Origin of the sequence: Microbacterium dextranolyticum (assembly GCF_016907295.1) — a bacterium.
Classification (GTDB): domain Bacteria; phylum Actinomycetota; class Actinomycetes; order Actinomycetales; family Microbacteriaceae; genus Microbacterium; species Microbacterium dextranolyticum.
Map to the genome: position 1 here is coordinate 1,265,324 of NZ_JAFBBR010000001.1, position 21,252 is coordinate 1,286,575.

Annotated in this window: 17 protein-coding genes; 13 read left to right on the forward strand and 4 right to left on the reverse strand. The window is 69.0% G+C overall.

The annotated features are described in order from the left end of the window. Positions 1-7: 7 nt before the first annotated feature. Both JOE64_RS05715 and JOE64_RS05720 read right to left on the reverse strand, forming a co-directional pair. Positions 8-559, reverse strand: a complete 552-nt coding sequence (locus JOE64_RS05715) for a hypothetical protein (RefSeq protein WP_239531714.1) — start codon at positions 557-559, stop codon at positions 8-10. A gap of 215 nt (positions 560-774) precedes the next feature. Next, the gene (locus JOE64_RS05720; protein WP_204963361.1) at positions 775-1,293 is read right to left on the reverse strand and encodes a hypothetical protein; all 519 of its coding nucleotides are present in this window, start codon (positions 1,291-1,293) and stop codon (positions 775-777) included. A gap of 66 nt (positions 1,294-1,359) precedes the next feature. On the opposite strand from JOE64_RS05720, the gene JOE64_RS05725 reads away from it, so the two are divergent. The 8 genes from JOE64_RS05725 to JOE64_RS05760 all read left to right on the forward strand — a co-directional run bounded on the left by JOE64_RS05725 (position 1,360) and on the right by JOE64_RS05760 (position 11,835). Next, a complete protein-coding gene (locus JOE64_RS05725) occupies positions 1,360-1,797 on the forward strand; it encodes a YchJ family protein (protein WP_204963362.1) in 438 nt (145 codons plus the stop codon). Further along, a complete protein-coding gene (locus JOE64_RS05730) occupies positions 1,794-2,786 on the forward strand; it encodes a cation diffusion facilitator family transporter (protein ID WP_204963363.1) in 993 nt (330 codons plus the stop codon). Before JOE64_RS05725 ends, JOE64_RS05730 begins: the two co-directional genes overlap by 4 nt. Before the next feature lie 188 nt (positions 2,787-2,974). Then, positions 2,975-4,429: a 30S ribosomal protein S1 gene (gene rpsA / locus JOE64_RS05735; RefSeq protein WP_204963364.1), complete on the forward strand. Its 1,455-nt coding sequence runs from the start codon at positions 2,975-2,977 to the stop codon at positions 4,427-4,429. Positions 4,430-4,555: 126 nt separating this feature from the next. After that, entirely contained in the window at positions 4,556-6,211 is a 1,656-nt protein-coding gene (locus JOE64_RS05740; protein ID WP_204963365.1) for a sensor histidine kinase, read from the forward strand. Then, positions 6,208-7,413, forward strand: coding sequence for a diguanylate cyclase (locus tag JOE64_RS05745; RefSeq protein ID WP_204963366.1), 1,206 nt, complete (start codon positions 6,208-6,210; stop codon positions 7,411-7,413). Before JOE64_RS05740 ends, JOE64_RS05745 begins: the two co-directional genes overlap by 4 nt. A gap of 2 nt (positions 7,414-7,415) precedes the next feature. After that, entirely contained in the window at positions 7,416-8,057 is a 642-nt protein-coding gene (gene coaE, locus JOE64_RS05750; RefSeq protein WP_204963367.1) for a dephospho-CoA kinase, read from the forward strand. Positions 8,058-8,124: 67 nt separating this feature from the next. Continuing rightward, positions 8,125-10,206, forward strand: a complete 2,082-nt coding sequence (gene uvrB / locus JOE64_RS05755; RefSeq protein ID WP_204963368.1) for an excinuclease ABC subunit UvrB — start codon at positions 8,125-8,127, stop codon at positions 10,204-10,206. 114 nt (positions 10,207-10,320) lie between these two features. Next, positions 10,321-11,835, forward strand: a complete 1,515-nt coding sequence (locus tag JOE64_RS05760) for a UDP-N-acetylmuramoyl-L-alanyl-D-glutamate--2,6-diaminopimelate ligase (protein ID WP_204963369.1) — start codon at positions 10,321-10,323, stop codon at positions 11,833-11,835. Positions 11,836-11,885: 50 nt separating this feature from the next. Here the strand turns inward: JOE64_RS05760 and JOE64_RS05765 are convergent, their stop codons facing one another. Continuing rightward, positions 11,886-12,128, reverse strand: coding sequence for a hypothetical protein (locus JOE64_RS05765; protein WP_204963370.1), 243 nt, complete (start codon positions 12,126-12,128; stop codon positions 11,886-11,888). A gap of 31 nt (positions 12,129-12,159) precedes the next feature. Between JOE64_RS05765 and JOE64_RS05770 the strand changes: the two genes are divergently transcribed. From JOE64_RS05770 to whiA, 5 genes are all read left to right on the forward strand, one after another. Continuing rightward, positions 12,160-12,597 carry a MarR family winged helix-turn-helix transcriptional regulator gene (locus JOE64_RS05770; RefSeq protein ID WP_204963371.1) on the forward strand — a complete coding sequence of 146 codons (438 nt, stop codon included), beginning with the start codon at positions 12,160-12,162 and terminating at the stop codon, positions 12,595-12,597. Positions 12,598-12,652: 55 nt separating this feature from the next. Next, positions 12,653-15,592: an excinuclease ABC subunit UvrA gene (gene uvrA, locus JOE64_RS05775; protein ID WP_204963372.1), complete on the forward strand. Its 2,940-nt coding sequence runs from the start codon at positions 12,653-12,655 to the stop codon at positions 15,590-15,592. Next, complete coding sequence (uvrC, locus tag JOE64_RS05780; RefSeq protein ID WP_204963373.1) at positions 15,592-17,565, forward strand: excinuclease ABC subunit UvrC; 1,974 nt, start codon at positions 15,592-15,594, stop codon at positions 17,563-17,565. The genes uvrA and uvrC overlap by 1 nt, the downstream gene beginning before the upstream one ends. An 87-nt stretch (positions 17,566-17,652) precedes the next feature. Next, positions 17,653-18,528, forward strand: a complete 876-nt coding sequence (rapZ, locus tag JOE64_RS05785; RefSeq protein ID WP_204963374.1) for an RNase adapter RapZ — start codon at positions 17,653-17,655, stop codon at positions 18,526-18,528. A gap of 42 nt (positions 18,529-18,570) precedes the next feature. Next, positions 18,571-19,548 (forward strand): DNA-binding protein WhiA, encoded by a 978-nt coding sequence (gene whiA, locus JOE64_RS05790; RefSeq protein WP_204963375.1) that lies wholly within the window; start codon positions 18,571-18,573, stop codon positions 19,546-19,548. A gap of 450 nt (positions 19,549-19,998) precedes the next feature. Here whiA and JOE64_RS05795 read toward each other — a convergent pair whose 3' ends face one another. Next, entirely contained in the window at positions 19,999-20,940 is a 942-nt protein-coding gene (locus tag JOE64_RS05795) for a hypothetical protein (RefSeq protein ID WP_204963376.1), read from the reverse strand. Positions 20,941-21,252: the final 312 nt, after the last annotated feature.

Here is a 21,252-nt window from a genome sequence, read left to right on the forward strand (position 1 = left end):
GACGCGCTCAGCACCCCGGGCCGCGGGGGCTCTCGAGGCACGTCTTGTCCACCAGAGCGGTGCGCACCTCGAAGACCTGGATGCTCATGGCGCCGGTCGGGATCTCGAGCACGCCCGGGACCGCCACCCATCCGCCGCCGAAGTTCACGGCGGCGCCGTACCGCACGGTCGCCGACGCGGTGTAGGTGCCGCGGGCGCCGTACGCGTGGCTGGTAGGCGTCGCGCTGAACTGCGCGAGTCCGAGTGCGGTCCACGTGCTGCCGCCGTCGCCTGCGGACCTGCTGGATCCGTCGCCGTACGTGAAGACGACGGACAGCGGGGCGAAACGCACCGTGACCGGTCGGTCGAAGAGCGTTCCGGTCTGCTCGTGCGGACGGGCGTCGACGACGAAGTTCATCGGCATGCCGACGATTCCGACGCCGTCCGGTTCGTCGAGCAGCGGCACGGATGCCGGTGCGAACGACGCCAGGTCGCTCAACGTCGGCTGGCGCTGGACCTCGACCGTGTAGACGATGCCGTTCCGACACAGCGGATCGACCACCCGGTCACAGGGAGCCACCGACGGGCCCTTCGGAGGTGCGGTGTTCGCGGACTCGTCCCCGTCCGAGCCGGAGTGGTCCGCCCCGCCGCCGCCTCCGCCTCCGCCGCGGGTGCCCCCGATTTCGACCGTTGACCCGGTGTTGGTGATCGAGCAGAGCCCCGCAGCAATCTCTGCAGTTGTGCATTGATTGTCCGCGGGCAATGCCGAGAGAACTGCGCTGAGCAGAAGTTCGGTCAGCATTGGCTGATGCTCGCTGAGGTGCTCGAAATGTAGGCGCCTTCGTTGGACCAGACGACGATGATCGTTGCAGTCATTTGGGCGCTGCGATCGGTCGGTGTTACATCGACGCCTTCACTGTTCATGACTCGAGTGCCAGTCACGTCGAGGCAAGCCTCGATCTTTGCCTTGGTGGAGGAAGCTTCAAGTTGGCGAATCGACGCGATTAGGACGTCGCCTGTCAACTTGACGCCAGCATCGGAAAACTTCCGTTCGCTCGCCATCTCGGCGTTTAGTGCCTCGCCCGTCAAGAAGTCGGTGGGTCTTGGAGTCGATGTCGGGTCTTTCCGTGATGCGTTGTCGGCATTGACGTACGCACGATAAGTGCTCTCGGCGGCGGCGAAGGCCTCTTCGTCCGAGGCGAAGCCCGTGGGTGTGGGCGTCGGGGCGGGTGCGGGTGTGCACGCGGTGACGACCGTGAGCGCGAGCAGCAGCCCCGCTCCCGTCTGGAGCCCTCGCCGCCACCGTCGTGCCATGTGCCTACGCTAGCCAGCGACGCCGGTCGCGCGTGTGCTTATCCACAGGCGCGTATCCTCGTCGGCATGTCGTTCGGAGCAGCCGCGGATCGCGGACGCACGCTCGCTGCCTCCGCGCCGTGCCCGTGCGGCGGGGGCGAGTACGGCTCGTGCTGCGGTCCTGTTCTCGCCGGAGGTCCGGCCGCCAGCCCCGAGGCACTCATGCGGTCCCGGTTCACGGCGTTCGCCCTGGGCGATGTCGGGCACCTGCGCGCCTCGTGGCATCCGGCGACGGTGCCGGACGCCCTCGACCTCGACGACGCCGTCCGCTGGGAGCGGCTGGAGATCCTTCGCGCCGACGGCGGCCGAAACGCCGACCGGCGCGGCACGGTCGAGTTCCGAGCGCACTGGCGCGACGTCCGCACGGGTGAGCGCGGCGTGCTGAGCGAGATCAGCCGATTCCGGCGCGCGGGGGAGTCGTGGCTGTATCTGGATGGTGCGATCGAGCCGACGGGGCGCGCATGACCTCCGTTCGCCGGCGTTCGGCGGGCACGCCGCCTGCGGGATCGGAGTCGCTCGTCACGGTGCTCGTCGCCCTCGGCGCGAACCTGGTCATCGCGGTCGCGAAGACCGTCGCCGCGATGCTGACGGGCGCGGCGTCGATGGTCGCCGAGGCGGCGCACTCGTGGGCCGACACCGGCAACGAGGTGTTCCTGCTCATCGCCGCGCGCCGGAGCGTGCATCCCATCGACGCTCGCCACCCGGGTGGCTACGGGCGCGCCGCCTACGTCTGGTCGCTGTTCGCGGCGTTCGGTCTGTTCGTGGTCGGCGCGGGCGTATCGATCACCCACGGTGTGCAGGAGCTGCTCCACCCCGAGCCGGCCGGGCTGTTCGGCGTGTCTTATGCAGTACTCGCCATCGCCTTCGTGCTCGAGGGCACGTCGTTCTTGCAGGCGACCCGGCAGTCCCGTCGCGAGGCCGTCGCATCGCACCGCGATCTGCTCGACCACGTCATGAGCACATCCGACCCGACCGTGCGCGCGGTGTTCTTCGAGGATGCCGCGGCGCTCATCGGTCTCGTCATCGCGTTCACCGGCATCCTTCTGCACCAGCTCACCGGCTCGAGCACCCCCGACGCGGTGGGCTCGATCCTGGTCGGACTTCTACTGGCGGTCGTCGCCGTCGTGCTCATCCGCCAGAACGTGCGGTTCCTGGTCGGGATGACCGTCGACCCGGACGTGCGCCGCGCCGCCGTCGAGCGGCTGCTGGCCTACTCCGCGGTCGCACAGGTCACCTACCTGCACCTCGAGTACGTCGGTCCCCGTCGAGTGTTCCTCGTGGCCGCGGTGGACCTCGCCGGCGACATGGCCGAGCACGAGGTCGCCGCCGAGCTCAACCGCATCGAAGACGAGCTGCAGAGCGGTCCGCGTGTCGCGTGGGCCGTCCTCACCCTGTCGAGACCGGGAGCCCCCGCGCTCGACCCGCGTGACCCCGCCGATCCGCTGCGGGGGTGAGTCCGGGGAGGGATCTGCTGCCGTGCTTGCGGTTCTGATAGCATGAAATGTCACGCGCATGGATGTTTCGTCGTGCGCGCGTGGCATCGCAACACAATCCAACCGCCGCAGTTCTGCCTCATGGCATCCGCCCGCCCACGTGGACGGGCGCGGCCCGACATCCCAACCATCCAAGGACAACCCACTACATGACTACCGCAACGACCGTCCCGGCCACCAAGCAGGTCGCCATCAACGACATCGGATCTGCTGAGGACTTCCTGGCCGCGGTCGAGAAGACCCTCAAGTTCTTCAACGACGGAGACCTCATCGAAGGCACCGTCGTGAAGATCGACCGCGACGAGGTCCTCCTCGACGTCGGCTACAAGACCGAGGGCGTCATCCCCTCGCGCGAGCTCTCCATCAAGCACGACGTCGACCCGAACGAGGTCGTCAAGGTCGGTGACGAGGTCGAGGCCCTCGTCCTCCAGAAGGAGGACAAGGAAGGCCGTCTGATCCTCTCCAAGAAGCGTGCGCAGTACGAGCGCGCCTGGGGCGACGTGGAGCGCATCAAGGAGAACGACGGCGTCGTCACCGGTTCGGTCATCGAGGTCGTCAAGGGTGGTCTCATCGTCGACATCGGCCTGCGCGGGTTCCTCCCCGCGTCGCTCATCGAGCTGCGCCGTGTCCGCGACCTCACGCCGTACCTCGGCCAGGAGATCGAGGCGAAGATCCTCGAGCTCGACAAGAACCGCAACAACGTCGTGCTCTCGCGCCGCGCCCTGCTCGAGCAGACGCAGTCCGAGTCGCGCACCACGTTCCTCAACAACCTGCACAAGGGTCAGGTCCGCAAGGGTGTCGTCTCGTCGATCGTCAACTTCGGTGCGTTCGTCGACCTCGGCGGCGTCGACGGTCTGGTGCACGTCTCCGAGCTGTCCTGGAAGCACATCGAGCACGCCTCCGAGGTCGTCGAGGTGGGCCAGGAGGTCACCGTCGAGATCCTCGAGGTCGACCTCGACCGCGAGCGCGTCTCGCTGTCGCTGAAGGCGACGCAGGAGGACCCGTGGCAGGTCTTCGCCCGCACGCACGCGATCGGTCAGGTCGCGCCGGGCAAGGTCACCAAGCTCGTTCCGTTCGGTGCGTTCGTTCGCGTCGCCGACGGCATCGAGGGCCTCGTGCACATCTCCGAGCTCTCCGGCAAGCACGTCGAGCTCGCCGAGCAGGTCGTGTCGGTCGGCGAAGAGGTCTTCGTCAAGATCATCGACATCGACCTCGAGCGTCGCCGCATCTCGCTCTCGCTCAAGCAGGCCAACGAGTCGGTCGACCCCAACGGCACCGAGTTCGACCCGGCCCTGTACGGCATGGCGACCGAGTACGACGAGAACGGCGAGTACAAGTACCCCGAGGGCTTCGACCCCGAGTCGGGTGCCTGGCTCGAGGGCTTCGACGCTCAGCGCGAGAAGTGGGAGCAGGACTACGCCGCTGCCCAGGCTCGTTGGGAGGCGCACAAGGTCGCCGTCGCCAAGGCTCTCGAGGCCGAGGCGAACGCGCCGACCGAGACGTCCACCGCGTCGTCCTCGTTCTCCTCGGACAGCAACGGCGGCGGTACCCTCGCCGACGACGAGGCTCTCGCGGCGCTCCGCGAGAAGCTCTCGGGTCGCTGATCCGCACCCGTTCGCTCGAACGAATCCACGACAGGGCCGCCGGCCGGGACATCCCGACCGGCGGCCCTGTCGCATGCCGGAGCACCGACGATCACGATCCGCGAATGCCGAGGTAACCTCGTGCGCATGGCGATCCCTCCGCGCGCGACATCAGGCGGCGGCGGCGATGTGCGTGAACGGATCGTCGCCAGCAACCAGCTGTTCCTGTGCGCGGTCGTCGGGATCCTGTTCCTCGTCGGCGTCGCCACCGGCGGCCTGCCCGACGCCGCGACGTACGGATGGGGCATGCTGCTCATCGTCGCCGGCGGTGTCGCGGCGCTGAGCGTTCCCTGGTCACGTGTGGCCCTCGGGTGGTCGGCTGTGATCCCGACGATCGACGTCGTCGCCATCGCGCTCCTGCGGGCATCCGATCCGTCGGCGGGATTCCCGCTGCTATGGGCCTTTCCCGCGATCTGGCTCTCGTCGATCGGGCGGATCGGCCTCGTCGTCTCCTGCGTCGGCCTGCCCGGCCTGTACTGGAGCATGCTCGCGGCGGGGTCGACACCGCGCGGCACGTACTCGGTCTTGCTGCTTCCTCTTCTCCTCGTCGCGATCAGCGCGGCGAGCTACACCGTGGCGCGGCGGCACGAATCGCAGCGTCGACTCCTCGATCGCCAGACCGAGAGGTTCGCGGCCGCTCACCGCGAGGCACTACGACAGGAGCAACTCGTCACCGAGGTGCTCGACGTCGTCGATTTCGGGGTGATCCGACTGTCCGACAGCGGCGAGATCATTCTCGAGAACGACGCCCTCACGCGCTTCGGAGACATCCCGGGATTCTGCGGGCGCACGGACGACGGCGAACTGCTCGACGCGCGCCTGGTACCCGTGCCCGCCGACCGGCATCCGCTCGCGCGGGTACGTGCCGGCGAGTCGTTCGCCGACGTCGTCGCCTGGTTCCATCGCCCCGACGGCCGGCGCACCGCGATGAGCTTCACGGGCCGTCAGCTCTCCGATCACCACGGGGCTCCTGCCGGCGCGGTTCTGATCGCGCGGGACGTGACCGTCGAGCACGATGCGCAGCAGGCGCGCGACGACCTCGTCGCCTCGATCTCGCACGAGCTGCGCACACCGCTCACCTCGATCCTCGGTTATCTCGACCTCGCGCTGGAGGGAGGCGGCCTCTCCGACGAGGCGCGGCGCCAGATCGACACGTCGTATCGGAACAGCGAACGCCTTCTCGGCATCGTCACGGACATCCTCGCGGCGTCGTCCCGATCGAGCGCGTCGGTCGACACGCGGCTGCGTCCGCGCGCGGTCGACGTCGTCGAGGTCGCGCGATCGGCCGTATCGGGTCTCACCCCGGTGGCGCAGGAGCGCTTCGTCTCGATCGGTGTGGTGCGATCCGGCTTCGCGGTCGCGTACGCCGACCCAGCGCGGCTGCGTCAAGTGCTCGACAATCTGATCGCGAACGCGATCAAGTTCAACCGCGACGGCGGCACCGTGACGGTGCGGACGTCCACCGACGGCGTCCACACGGTCGTCGAGGTCGCCGACACGGGTGTCGGCATGACGCCCGGCGCGGCGGCCCGCGTGTTCGACCGCTTCTTCCGCGCGGCGCCGGAGATCGCCGGCAACGGTCTCGGGCTGTCGATCACGCGCGACCTCGTGAACGCGCACGGCGGGACGATCGCCGTCGCCTCGGTCGCGGGCGAGGGAACCACGTTCACCGTCACCCTCCCGGCGACCGAGGCGGTTCAGCGTCGCGAGCTCGAGGAACGAGCACAGGCAGAGCTGTCATGACCCTCGATCTTTTCAGCGTGACGGTGATGACCGCCGTCGTCGCCTCGGTGGCCGGTGTCACCGTCATCGTCGACACACTGCTGCGACGCGACACCGGACCCGGACGGCTGTGGGCGGTCGCGTTCTTCTGCGGACTCACGACGACCTTCGCCTACCTGGCGTGGTCCTCGGGTGTCGGGGGCGCCGTCGCCGTCGCCGTCGGGAACACCCTGTTCGTCGGGGTCCCGGGTTTCATGCTGCTCGGCTGCCGACAGTTCAACGACCGCCCCATCCGCCCTGCCGCGATCCTGTTCGCCGCGCTCGAGATCGGTGCGTTCTCGGCGGCACTCATCGAATACCCGACCCGCGGCAGTTGGGGCGGGTGGTGGATGATGGCGCTCGCGCACGTGATCCTCTTCGGCGCCGGAGCCGTTGAATCGTTGCGCAACCCCATGCGGGGACTTCGCAGCGCATGGGCGCTGTCGACGGTGCTCGGGGTCGCGAGCGCCTTCTACGGCGTGCGCCTGGTCGTCCTGATCGTGTCGGGGCAGGACAGCGAGGTCTTCACGCGCTGGTTCGGTTCGATCACGGCGAACATCGTGACCGTGGTCCTCACCGTGGTCGCCGCCGTCGTCACCTCGGTGCTGCGCTCGCACCGGACCGCACTGCAGCGATACGAATGGCTGACCTCCGACGGCGTGGCATCGGACGGAGTGATGCTGACGCGGACGTTCCGCGGCGCGCTCGACGACATCGTGGAGCGGGCGTCCTGGCGACGCGAAGGCGTGGCGATCATCGTGCTGCGCTCCGACGGCGTGGACGAGCTCGTCGGCGCGTTCGGCGGCGAGGTCGTCGAGGCCATCGCCGGCGCCTACCGCCTCGCCGCCCGCCGGTTCGCGCCCGCCGCAGCTCTGGTCGGCGAGGACGGCGACGCGCAACTCGTCATCTGCACGCTCGCCGAGACGACGGCCGACGCGCGTCGCATCGGCGGTGCTCTCTACCGCGGGGTCCTGGACGAGCTGGCGGAGGTCCCGCAGGGCAGGCTCGCCGCCATCGGCATCGGTGTGGCACTGTCGGGCATCGTCGGGCACGACCCCGATGTGCTGCTGCGGACCGCCCGAGATGCCGCGCACCGGGCATCGCAGACGGCGGAGGCCTCGGTCATCGTGGCGAGCGCCCCCGCTGCGGCGGACGGCGGGTCCGGGACCGTGGCATCCTTCTAGGCATGCCTCTCGTCGCGCTCACCGGAGGAATCGGCTCCGGCAAATCCACGATCGCCCGCCGGCTCGCCGAGCACGGTGCCGTGATCGTGGATGCGGACGCCATCGTGCGCGACGTCCAGAGCCCCGGCTCGCCGGTCCTGAGCCGGATCGCGGATGCCTTCGGTGCCCACCTCATCGGTGCGGGCGGGGTACTCGACCGGGCCGGTCTCGGGTCGATCGTCTTCGGCGACGATGAGGCCCGAGCGCGCCTGAACGCGATCGTGCACCCTGCCGTCCAGCGGGAGTCGGCGCGGCGGTTCGCGGATGCCTTCGCCGCCGATCCTGCGGCGGTCGTGGTCTACGACGTGCCGCTGCTCGTCGAGGCGCGGGTCGAGGACCCGTGGGACCTCGTGGTCGTCGCCGACGCCCCGGCGCCGGTGCGCGCGCGGCGCCTCGTCGAGCTGCGGGGGATGAGTGTCGCCGACGCCGACGCGCGGATCGCCGCGCAGGTCAGCGATGAGCGCCGGCGGGAGGTCGCCGACATCGTGATCGACACGTCGGGCACGCTCGATCGCACACTGTCGCAGACCGACGCGCTGTGGCGCCGCCTCGCCTCATCGACGACGTCCGGGGCGTCGGATGCGCTCGGTTCGGGCGGTCGGTAGCCGCCTCGCATTCCGGCCGACGGCGAACACCGCGCCCGGTGTCTGAGGCCCCGCCTACGCTGGGTGCATGCAGACCACGCGATCCGTCCGTCCGTTCGAGGTCGTGAGCGAGTACTCTCCGAGCGGTGACCAGCCGAAAGCGATCGCCGACCTCGCGGCGCGGATCAACGCCGGCGAGACCGATATCGTGCTGCTCGGCGCGACGGGAACCGGAAAGTCCGCCACGACGGCGTGGCTCATCGAGCAGGTGCAGCGCCCGACGCTCGTCCTGGCGCACAACAAGACCCTCGCGGCCCAGCTGGCGAACGAGTTCCGCGACCTCATGCCGCACAACGCGGTCGAGTACTTCGTCAGCTACTACGACTACTACCAGCCCGAGGCGTACGTCCCGCAGACGGACACCTTCATCGAGAAGGACTCGTCGATCAATGCCGAGGTCGAGCGCCTGCGTCACTCGACGACGAACTCGCTGCTGAGTCGCCGCGACGTCGTGGTGGTCAGCACGGTCTCGTGCATCTACGGACTCGGTGCGCCCGAGGAGTACCTGCGTGCCATGGTCGCACTGCAGGTGGGGGAGCGCTACGACCGCGACGCGCTCATCCGCAAGTTCATCGCCATGCAGTACAACCGCAACGATGTGGATTTCTCGCGCGGGAACTTCCGCGTGCGCGGCGACACGATCGAGATCATCCCGGTGTACGAGGAGTACGCCGTGCGCATCGAGCTGTTCGGCGATGAGATCGAAGCACTGTACATGCTGCATCCCCTCACCGGCGACATCGTGCAGAAGCTCGACTCGGTGCCGATCTTCCCCGCGTCGCACTACGTCGCGGGCACCGACACGGTGCACCGCGCCATCGGAACGATCGAGGAGGAGCTCGGGGGGCGTCTGAAAGAGCTCGAAGGCCAGGGCAAGCTGCTGGAGGCCCAGCGCCTGCGCATGCGCACCACCTTCGACCTCGAGATGCTCCAGCAGCTCGGCTTCTGCTCGGGCATCGAGAACTACTCGCGCCATATCGACGGACGGGAGGCGGGCGAACCCCCGCACACGCTCCTCGACTTCTTCCCCGACGACTTCCTGATGGTCATCGACGAGTCGCACGTGACGGTCCCGCAGATCGGCGCGATGTACGAGGGGGATGCCTCGCGCAAGCGCACCCTCGTCGACCACGGCTTCCGGCTGCCGAGCGCGATGGACAACCGTCCGCTCCGCTTCGACGAGTTCAAGGAACGCGTCGGCCAGACGGTCTACCTCTCGGCGACCCCCGGCCGGTATGAGATGGGTATCGCCGACGGCGTCGTCGAGCAGATCATCCGTCCGACGGGCCTCGTCGATCCGCAGATCATCGTGAAGCCCTCGAAGGGTCAGATCGACGATCTGCTCGAAGAGATCCGCATCCGTGTGGGGCGTGACGAGCGCGTGCTCGTCACGACGCTCACCAAGAAGATGGCGGAAGAGCTCACCGACTTCCTCGGCGAACACGGTGTGCGCGTGCGCTATCTGCACTCCGACGTCGATACGCTGCGGCGCGTCGAGCTGCTCACCGAGCTGCGGCAGGGCGTCTACGACGTGCTCGTCGGCATCAACCTGCTGCGCGAGGGGCTCGACCTGCCCGAGGTCTCGCTCGTCGCGATCCTCGACGCCGACAAGGAGGGGTTTCTGCGCAGCGGCACCTCCCTCATCCAGACGATCGGTCGCGCCGCCCGCAATGTGTCGGGCGAGGTGCACATGTACGCCGACAACATGACGGACTCGATGCGCGCCGCGATCGACGAAACCGACCGCCGCCGAGACAAGCAGATCGCGTACAACCTCGAGCACGGCATCGACCCGCAGCCGTTGCGCAAGAAGATCGCCGACATCACCGACGCTCTGGCCCGCGAGGCATCCGACACGCAGGATCTGCTGGGCGGGCGCGCGACCGCGAAGAACAAGTCGGGCAAGGGCAAGAGCCCCACGCCCCAGCTGCGCCGCGAAGGTCTCGCCGCCGAGGGCGCCCAGCAGATCGAGGCGACCATCGAGGACCTCACCGCGCAGATGCTCGCTGCGGCGTCCGAGCTCAAGTTCGAGCTCGCGGGGCGCCTCCGCGACGAAGTGCAGGATCTCAAGAAGGAGCTGCGGGCGATGGAGCGTGCCGGGCACGCCTGATCCGAGGCTCCCGGGGCTCCGGGCGCGACTCGCGCGCTGCGGACCGGACGCCGAGTGGGGGGACACGGGGCCGGTCGCGGGGCGCGTGGTGTGCGTGCTTGGTAAAGTCACGGAGTGAGTGATCCGACCCAGAACGATGCACGACCGCGGCGCGAGACTCCGCACGGCCTGGGCGAGATCGCTCGAGAAGTCGGTGCCTCCGACGTGCGCGGAGGGGCGGTCGCCACCGGTGTCGCACTGAGCACGCAGACCGTCGTCCCGGGCGATCTGTTCATCGCGTTGCCCGGTGCACGGACGCACGGGGCCGCCTACGCCGATGAAGCCATCGCCCACGGTGCTGTCGCGGTGCTCACCGACACCGCCGGTGCCGCCCTGCTGCCCGACGGTGTGCCGACCGTGGTGGTGGCCGACGTGAGGCCCGTCCTCGGCCCCCTCGCCGCCTGGTTCTACGGCTTTCCCGCCGACACGCTGAAGACCATCGGGATCACTGGCACGCAGGGCAAGACCTCCACCAGCTACCTGGTCGATGCCGCGCTGGGCTCCCGGCACAGCGGCGTGATCGGATCGATGGGGGCCCGCATCGACGGTGAGCCGCTCCCGTCGAAGCTGACGACGCCCGAGTCGGTCCAGTTCCAGGCGCTCCTGGCCCGAATGGGCGAGCTCGGCGCGCAGGTCGTCGTCTCGGAGGTCTCGAGTCATGCGATCGCGATGCACCGGCTCGACGGCATGGTCTTCGACGTCGGGATCTTCCTGAACCTCGGCCACGACCACCTCGACTTCCACGGCACCCAGCAGGCCTACCGTGACACCAAGCGCGAGCTGTTCACGTCACGGATGTCGCGGCGGGGGCTCGTGAACATCGACGACCAGACCGGGCGTCGGTTCCACGCCGATCCCGAGTTGAACGTCGAGTCGTTCTCGATCGAGGGGCGCGACGCCGACTGGAGGGCGATCGACATCGACCTCGGGCCCGACGGGTCGTCGTTCACCGTCGTCGGTCCGGAGGGACAGTCGGCTCGATTCACGACGCCCATTCCGGGCACCTTCACCGTGAGCAACATCCTGTCGGCCGTCGCTGCGCTCGACCGCGTCGGACACCCGCTGGAGGCGTCGGTCGCCGGTATCGCGCGCTTCACCGGGGTGGAGGGGCGCGTGCAGTTCGTGCCCGTGGATGCGGATTTCCGTGTGGTGATCGATGCGGGGCACAAGCCCGAGGCGATCAACGCACTGCTGTGCGCGCTGCGACCGTCGGTGCCCGGCCGCCTCATCACCGTGATCGGATCGAACGGGGATCGCGACGCGCACAAACGGCCGCTCATGGGTCGCTTCTCGGCCATGGCATCCGATGTCGTCATCGTCACCGACGACAACCCGGCCAGCGAGGATCCGGCTCTGATCCGGCGCGCCGTCGTACGGGGAACGCGTGGATCGAGCGCCGAGGTGCATGACGTCGCCGGCCGGGCGGAGGCCATCCACGTCGCCGTCGACCTCGCGCGGGCGGGCGACATGATCGTGATCGTCGGCAAGGGCGACGAGCGTCACCAGATCATGGCCGACGGCATCGTTCCGCACAGCGACCCCGACGAGGTCGAATGGGCTCTGGCGCGTCGCCGCGCCGCCGCCGACTGACCGCGAGCGGCGTCGCGTTCGTCGGCGGCTGTGCGCCGCCGACGAGGCTGTCACGGACAGTGCATCAGAGGCTTCGGTCCGGATCGGTCGAACTCGTGCGCCGACATCGGATGACCGCACAGCGGGCAGGCGCGTTCGGTGCGCACGGGTTCGGCGTCGGTCTCGTAGGGGCCGACCGAGGCGGGACCGGCGAAACGGATGAGGCGGGTGTTGAGGTAGGAGTACCAGCCACCGGCGTCGCGCACACGCTCGCGCAGATGAGGTCGCTCCGGATCGCTTCGTGTCATGATCATTAGTGTACTAAATAATGACTAGGATGGATGCGTGGACCCCCGAGACGATCTGTTGAAGCTCGAGAACCAGCTGTGCTTCGCTCTGGTGACGGCTGCCCGCAACGTGGTGTCGATCTACCGGCCGGTTCTGGAGCCGCTCGGGCTGACCCACCCGCAGTACCTGGTGATGCTGGCGCTCTGGGAAGACTCGCCGCGCTCGCTCGGCGAGCTCGCCGAGGAGCTGGCGATGGAGCCGGCCACGCTCTCGCCGCTCGTGAAGCGTCTCGAAGCGCAGGGCAGGGTCACCCGATCGCGTCGACCGGACGACGAACGCGTGCTCGACATCGCCCTAACGGAGGAGGGGGCGACGCTGCGGGAGCGCGCCCTCGAGGTTCCGGAGCAGATCATGGCGCGTGTCGGCATGGACGTCGCGTCGATCGCGGGTCTGCGCGATGCGCTGGCTCCTTTCGCCGGTCCTCGTCCGGCGTAGCTCTGCTCGCAGCCCCACCGGGCCCCGTGTCGGAGGCCCCGCCTAGACTTGTCGGGTGCCTATCGTCCCCGTCGCAGCCTCGAAACTCAGCGTCCGCGGAGCCCGCGTCCACAACCTGAAGAACGTCGATCTCGACATCCCGCGCGACTCGCTCGTCGTGTTCACGGGACTGTCCGGATCGGGCAAGTCGAGCCTCGCGTTCGACACGATCTTCGCGGAAGGGCAGCGGCGCTACGTCGAGTCGCTGAGCGCGTACGCTCGCCAGTTCCTGGGCCAGGTCGACCGCCCCGACGTCGACTTCATCGAGGGGCTGAGTCCGGCCGTCTCGATCGATCAGAAGTCGACCAACCGCAACCCTCGGTCGACGGTGGGCACGATCACCGAGATCCACGACTACATGCGACTGCTCTGGGCCCGCATCGGGGTGCCGCACTGCCCGGAGTGCGGCGCGGAGATCCAGCGCCAGACGGTGCAGCAGATCGCCGACCAGCTGATGGAGCTGCCCGAGCGCACGCGCTACCAGATCGTGGCACCGGTGGTCACGCAGAAGAAGGGGGAGTTCGTCGACCTCTTCAAGGAGCTGTCCGCGAAGGGGTATGCGCGCGCCGTCGTCGACGGTGACCTGATCCAGCTGTCCGAGCCTCCGACGCTGAAGAAGAGCTACAAGCACGACATCGCCGTGGTCGTCGACCGTCTCGTCGCGGCCCCCGACATCCTCAGCCGCGTGACCGACTCCGTCGAGACCGCGCTGGGGCTCGCCGGCGGCATCATGCAGGTGAACTTCGTCGACGAAGAAGGCGACGACGCCTGGCAGAGTTTCAGCGAGAAGCTCGCGTGCCCGAACGGTCACCCGCTGCAGCTGACCGAGATCGAGCCGCGGACGTTCTCGTTCAACGCCCCGTTCGGTGCGTGTCCGGCCTGCTCGGGCCTCGGCACGCGCATGTCGGTGGATGTCGAACTCATGCTCGGCGACGAGGACCTCTCGATCAACGAGGGTGTCATCATTCCCTGGACGACCCAGGGCAAGGGCCTCTACCAGTACTACGAGCGGCTTCTCGTCGGTCTCGCCGACGACCTCGGGTTCTCCCTGGACACGCCATGGCGCAAGCTCCGCGCCGAGGTGAAGGACGCTGTCCTGCGCGGAGAGAACTACAAGGTCACCGTCAAATGGCGAAACCGCTACGGACGCGAGATGCGCTACTCGTCTGGCTTCGAGGGTGTCGTCCCCTACATCGAGCGCCAGTACACGCAGGCGGAATCCGATGCACAGCGCCAGCGCTGGTCCGAGTATCTGCGCGAAGTGCCGTGCCCCGTCTGCCACGGCGATCGCCTCAAGCCCGAGGTGCTCTCGGTGCTCGTCCACGGCCGGTCCATCGCGGATGCCTCGCGCATGAGCCTCGGCGACGCGCAGGTCTATTTCGCCGACCTGGAGCTCACCGATCGCGAAGCGAAGATCGCCGCCGCCGTCCTGCGTGAGATCCGCGCGCGCCTCGACTTCCTGATCCAGGTGGGACTGAACTATCTGAGCCTCGGACGCGCGGCCGGTTCGCTCTCGGGCGGTGAAGCCCAGCGCATCCGTCTCGCGACGCAGATCGGCTCGGGCCTGACGGGTGTGCTCTACGTGCTCGACGAGCCCTCGATCGGCCTGCACCAGCGCGACAACCGTCGCCTCATCGAGACCCTCGTGCGTCTGAAGAGCCTCGGCAACACGCTGATCGTCGTGGAGCACGATGAAGAGACCGTGCACGCTGCGGACTGGATCGTCGACATCGGGCCGCGAGCCGGCGTCGATGGCGGCGAGGTCGTGCACTCGGGCCCGCTCGCCTCGCTTCTCGAAGAGGAGCGCTCGCTCACGGGTGCGTACCTCAGCGGACGCCGACGGATCGAGACACCGACCACCCGTCGCAAGATCGACAAGAAGCGGATGCTCACCGTCGTCGGCGCGCGCGAGAACAACCTGCAGAACGTGACGGCCGAGTTCCCGCTGGGGGTGCTGACCTCGGTGACCGGCGTCAGCGGATCGGGCAAGTCGTCGCTCGTCAATGGCATCCTCTACGAAGTCCTCGCGACCAAGCTCAACGGCGCCCGTCGCGTGGCCGGCAAGCACACCCGTGTGACGGGGCTCGACAACCTCGACAAGGTCGTGCACGTCGACCAGGCGCCGATCGGCCGCACCCCGAGGTCGAACCCGGCGACCTACACGGGTGTCTTCGACCGCATCCGCACCCTCTTCAGCGAGACGGCCGAAGCCAAGGTGCGCGGTTACCAGCCCGGCAGGTTCAGCTTCAACGTCAAGGGCGGGCGCTGCGAGGCGTGCTCGGGCGACGGCACCATCAAGATCGAGATGAACTTCCTGCCCGACGTGTACGTCGACTGCGAGGTGTGCCACGGCAAGCGGTACAACCGCGACACGCTGAGCGTGCACTACAAGGGCAAGAACATCGCCGAAGTGCTCGAGATGCCGATCTCCGAGGCAGCCGAGTTCTTCGAACCGATCCAGGCGATCCACCGCTACCTGAAGACCCTGGTCGACGTCGGTCTCGGCTATGTGCGACTCGGGCAGTCGGCGACGACGCTCTCGGGCGGCGAGGCGCAGCGCGTGAAACTCGCCACCGAGCTGCAGCGGCGTTCCAACGGTCGCAGCATCTACGTGCTCGACGAGCCCACCACCGGACTGCACTTCGAAGATGTCTCCCGCCTGCTGCAGGTGCTCAACGGGCTCGTCGACAAGGGCAACACCGTCATCGTGATCGAGCACAACCTCGACGTGATCAAGTCGTCGGACTGGATCATCGACCTCGGCCCGGAGGGCGGTGCCGGCGGTGGCCGCATCGTGGCGACGGGAACGCCGGAGAAGGTCGCGACGGTCGAGGGCAGCCACACCGGCGCCTTTCTCGCCGAAGTGCTCGCCGACGGGTCTCGGGTCGCTGTGGAGGCCATCGCCGCGGCGGCAGACAAGAGCGAGGCTCGGGAACAGGTCCGCAAGGCGGGCTGATGGCGAACGCACTGCCGTACAAGCCGAAGCCGGGGGAGATCCCGACTCAGCCCGGCGTCTACCGTTTCCGCGACGCGGACGGGCGCGTGCTGTACGTCGGCAAGGCGAAGAACCTGCGTGCGCGGCTCTCGAACTACTTCGCCCCGCTGCACACGCTGCACGAGCGCACGCGTCGCATGGTCACGACGGCGACCTCGGTGGAGTGGACCGTCGTCGGCAGCGATGTCGAGTCGCTGCAGCTCGAGTACATGTGGATCCAGGAGTTCTCGCCTCCGTTCAACGTGCGCTACAAGGACGACAAGTCCTATCCGTACCTGGCGATCACGCTCGCCGACGAGGCGCCGCGCGTCATCGTGACCCGCAACCGCCGGATCCCGGGTGCGCGCTACTTCGGTCCGTATCCGAAGATCTGGGCCGTGCACGACACGATCGACCTCATGATCAAGGTGTTCCCGATCCGCACGTGCTCGGATGCCTCGTACAAGAAGGCCATGGCGACCGGGAGACCCTGCTTTCCCGGGCAGATCGGTCGCTGCGGCGGCCCGTGCTCCATGAAGGTCACGATCGAGGAGCACAGGGCCATCGTGAACGACTTCGTCTCGTTCATGGCGGGCGGCGACGCCCGCTTCACGCGCGAGCTCACGTCGCGCATGCGCGAGGCATCCGCGGCGATGGACTACGAGTCCGCGGCGATGTACCGGGACCGGCTGCACGCGATCGACGCGGTGCTCAGTCGCAGCGCCCTGGTGCTCTCCGACGACACCGACGCCGACCTGTTCGGCATCGCCGAAGACGAGCTGTCGGCAGCGGTCCAGCACTTCGTCGTCCGCGGCGGGCGGGTTCGCGGAGTGCGCGCGACGACGATCGACAAAGAACTCGACATCTCGGGTGCCGACCTCGTCGACCAGGTGATCCAGCGCACCTACGGCGGGGCGACGCCGGCCGAGATCCCGCGCCAGGTGCTCGTGCCCACGCTTCCCGATGATGCCGCCGAGCTCGAACTCTGGCTGCAGGAGAGGCGCGGCAAGCGCGTCAGTCTGCAGATCGCCCAGCGCGGGCCGAAGGCCGATCTGCTGCGTACGGCCACGCTGAACGCGCAGCAGGCGCTCCTGCTGCACAAGACGCGGCGCACCTCCGACTACACGGCGCGCACCAAAGCGCTCACCGATCTGCAGACGGCACTCGACCTCGACGAAGCGCCGCTGCGCATCGAGTGCTACGACGTATCGCATCTGTCGGGGACGAACGTCGTGGCATCCATGGTCGTCTTCGAAGACGGGCTGCCGCGCAAAGACCAGTACCGCTCGTTCGGGGTTCCCGAGACGACGGACGACACCGACTCGCTGTATCAGGTTCTGATGCGCCGCCTCGCCCACGTCGACCGCGACGACGCCGTGGCCGACGGCGACCCGCCCGGTGACACCCGTGGCGACGAATCGTCCGGCGCAGCGGCCTCCGGCGCTTCCGATGGGGATCCGGATGCCGCGTCCGATCTCGACGAGGCCCCTGTCGTGACCGAGCGCAAGCGTCCGCGGTTCGCCTATCGTCCGCAGCTGCTGGTCGTCGACGGCGGTGCGCCGCAGGTCGCCGCGGCCGCGCGCGCCCTCGAAGACAGCGGCCACACCGAGATCGCGCTGTGCGGCATCGCGAAGCGTCTCGAAGAGATCTGGCTGCCGGGGGAGGAGTACCCCGTGATCCTTCCGCGCACCTCCGAAGCGCTGTACCTGTTGCAGCGGCTGCGCGACGAAGCCCACCGATTCGCGATCACGCACCAGCGCAAACGTCGCAAGCGTGACATCACGACGGTCCTCGGCGAGGTGCCCGGACTCGGCGATGCCCGGATCAAGGCGCTGCTGAAACACTTCGGCTCGGTCGCCGCCCTCAGCAAGGCAGGTGCCGACGAGATCACCGAGCTGCCGGGGATCGGTCCGAAGCTCGCGGCGGCCATCGAACAGCGACTCGCGGCCCGCTGACGGCGCCCGGGGGTGCCTCGCGACGCGCACGCGGGCATCTGTAGGCTGAGAGAACACCACCACGCGCGACGGCTCTGGGGAGAACACGTGACAGAGGACCAAGCGCCCGGCGAGATCCTGATCGTGACCGGTATGTCGGGCGCCGGCCGGACGACCGCGGCCAACGCGCTCGAAGACCTCGACTGGTACGTCGTCGACAATCTGCCGCCGCAGATGCTGCGTCCGCTTCTCGAACTCAGTGAGCTCGCCGCGGGCGCTCTACCGAAGATCGCCGCCGTCGTCGACGTGCGCGGTCGCGACCTCTTCGGGGACCTGCCGGCGATCGCCCTGTCACTGCGGGACGGTCGTTCGCTGCACATGCTGTTCCTGGATGCCTCCGACGACGTGCTCGTCCGGCGGTTCGAGGCGGTCCGACGGCCGCACCCGCTGCAGGGCGACGGCACGATCCTCGACGGCATCCGACGAGAACGAGAGCGCGTGGCGGTCATCCGGGAGAGTGCCGACGTCATCATCGACACCAGCTCGCTGAACATCCATCAGCTCGCGACCCGCGTCGTCGACATGTTCAGCGAGGAAGGGCAGGCCCGGCACACCGTCACGGTCATGAGCTTCGGGTTCAAGTACGGGCTTCCCACCGATGTCGACCTCGTCGCCGACATGCGCTTCCTGCCGAACCCGTTCTGGATTCCCGAGCTGAAGGGGCGCACCGGCGAAGAGGCACCGGTGCGCGACTTCGTGCTCGCGCAGCCGGGTGCCCTCGAGTTCATCGACGCCTACGCCCATGCCCTGCGCCCCGTTCTGGAGGGGTACCAGCGCGAGAACAAGCGCCACTCGGTGGTCGCGGTCGGCTGCACGGGCGGCAAGCACCGCTCGGTCGTGACCGCGATCGAACTCGCCGGCCGTCTCGCCGACGTGCCCGGCGTCGCCGTGCGAGTGAAGCATCGCGACCTCGGACGCGAGTAGGCTAGACGTTCGTCCCTATTTCGCTTCGACCGAAGGATAGCTGTGTCGCCTACCGCTGACGTGAAGTCTGAGCTGGCCGCGGTTCGCGACCCTCGTCCCACGGCACGGGTGGCCGAACTCACCGCGATCCTGCGTTTCTCGGGTGGTCTCCACTCCATCGCGGGGCGCGTCGCCGTCGAGGCAGAGCTCGAGTCCGACCTGCTCGCGCGTCGAGTGGCCCGCGACATCATGGAGCTCTACGGCGTCCGTCCAGAGCTTCACCGGGTGCAGGCATCCGGTGGTCGCACCGGCGGGTCGTTCGCTGTCCGTGTGATCGATGGGGGAGAGACCCTGGCACGTCAGACGGGCCTCCTCGACCAGCGCCGCCGCCCCGTGCGCGGCCTTCCCAACAAGCTGACGACCGGCGCCCGTCCCGATCTCGCTGCCGTGTGGCGCGGCGCGTTCCTGGCGGCGGGAAGCCTCTCCGACCCGGGCCGCTCCGCAGCCCTGGAGATCGCCTGCCCGTCGGGTGAGGCCGCGATGGCTCTCGTGGGCGCTGCCCATCGCCTCGGGATCGCCGCGAAGGCGCGCGAGGTGCGCGGCGTGCCGCGCGTCGTCGTGCGCGAGGGCGAGGCGATTCGGGTCGCCCTGGCCGAGATGGGTGCCGTCCGCACCGCGCATGCGTGGGAGGAAATGCGCCAGCGCCGCGAGGTGCGCGCCGGTGTGAACCGCCTCGTGAACTTCGACGATGCGAACCTGCGCCGCTCGGCGCAGGCCGCCGTGGCCGCGTGCGCGCGCGTCGAGCGTGCGCTCGAGATCCTCGGCGACGACGTGCCCGCCCATCTGCGCGAAGCCGGCGACCTGCGTCTGTCGCACCGCGACGCGAGCCTGGACGAGCTCGGCCATCACGCCGATCCGCCGCTGACGAAGGATGCCGTGGCCGGCCGCATCCGTCGCCTGCTCGCCATGGCCGACAAGAAGGCCGTCGCCGCGGGCATCCCCGGTACCGAGTCGGCCGTGCCTGAGGGCTTCGAGGACTGACGCACCCGCGGTCCGGCTCGCCCGGAGCGGTCTGAGCGTGTCCCGGGACGGGTCCGTTTCGCCCGACCCTTCCCATGTCTGCGCGGGCGGGGGCACTCGCGCCGCCGCATCCGCGGCGCTGCGTCGGCCTGTCTCGCCGAGACCGCCGTTTCGCGTCGAGACCGTGACTCGTGCCCCGAGGTTCGACGCATGGGCGTGGTTTCGGCGCGCCGCGTGAGTCGGGGATGCCGGCCCGCAACCGCCGTGTTGGCGCCCGCTCCTCGCCGGCCTGTCGTCCCGAGACCGCCGTTTCGCGTCGAGACCGTGACTCGTGACGTGCGTTTCGACGCGTGGACGTGGTTTCGGTGCGCCGCGCGCGCGGACGGGCGGCGCGGCGCGAGAGGGACGGTGCAGGGCACGGGGTGGGAGGCTCGCCCCCTGGGAAGCCGCGTCGGCGATTGTGGCGTGGCGTCAGCGGGGCGCGTCGGCGCCGCGCAGCGCGGCGGCCAGGGTATGCAGCGGAGCCGTCGAGGCGGGACGTATGATCGGCAGACCAGCCGCGACGAGCGCTGCGCGCAGCTGTGCGGATGCCGCCACATCGCGCCATCCCCAGTGCGCCGTCGCACGCACACCCCGCGACAGCAGCACCGCATCCCGGGCGTTGCGCGCGGCAAGAGCCTCGCGGGCGTCACCGTACGCGCCGCTGTACTTCACGACACCGTCGCTCTCGCCGGCGACGCGCCAATCGTCCCACCAGAAATCGACGCGCGCGTCGTCTGCCGGCGTCGGGCCGCGAAACCACGGCTGCAGGTCGGGGGTCGGGAAGCCCAGCCACTCGATCGCGGCCGCGCTGACGCTCTCCAGCGCCGTCTCGCGCGTGCCGTCGGCGCGAGCGAGAACCCAGCGCGCCGATCGGATGCCACGCCGACTGGGCCTGTCTGCGGCGAGTTCGATCAGATCATCCGTCCTCACGCCGTCGTCTGCGCGCAGCGCCGCATCGGCGACGGCGAGGGCGACGGCCGCATGCCGCGTATGCGCGATGTCGACCGCGAGCTCGTCGAGCGCCGCGACGCGGATGCCGCCGATCTCCTCATGCCGCGGCATCCGGACACTCGTGTGCACGCGCATTCCCTGCGCACGTCGCGACGTGGCGGGTGCAGGCAGCATGACATGCACGTCAGGCGGCTCGCCGAAGACCGGCAGCCCGCGCAGAGCGCACCCCGATTCGCCCACGAAGATCGCGTCGGGGTAGCTCAACGCGACGGCATGCACCCGGGCCAGATACCGTTCCCCGGGGCTCAGCGCGGTCCATGCGTCCGTCGGGGAGTAGATGCCCCGCGCCACGCGCACGAGGATGCCGCAGCGCACGCGCCGCGCCGCGTTCGTGTCGTCCGCGCGCCGGAAGAGCGGCACCGGCACCGGCCTGACGTCGGATCTCGGTCAAACGGGCATGCTTCAGTCCACCGGGTCGTGCCATCCCGCCGGGCATCTTCAGGCCCAGCTGTGGACGACTCGCACGATTCTCGTTCCTGGGGAGGGGCGGAAGCACTCGGCATCCGCCGCACCCGCCACCGCCCCGCTCCCGTCGAGACCGCGCTTTCGCGTCGAGACCGTGACTCGCATCCGCGGTCTCGACGCGTGATCTCGGTTTCGGCGCCCCAGCGGTCGGCGTCGGCGCCGGCGTCGGCGCCGACCGCAGCCGGGCGGCGCGCGACGGCACGAGGG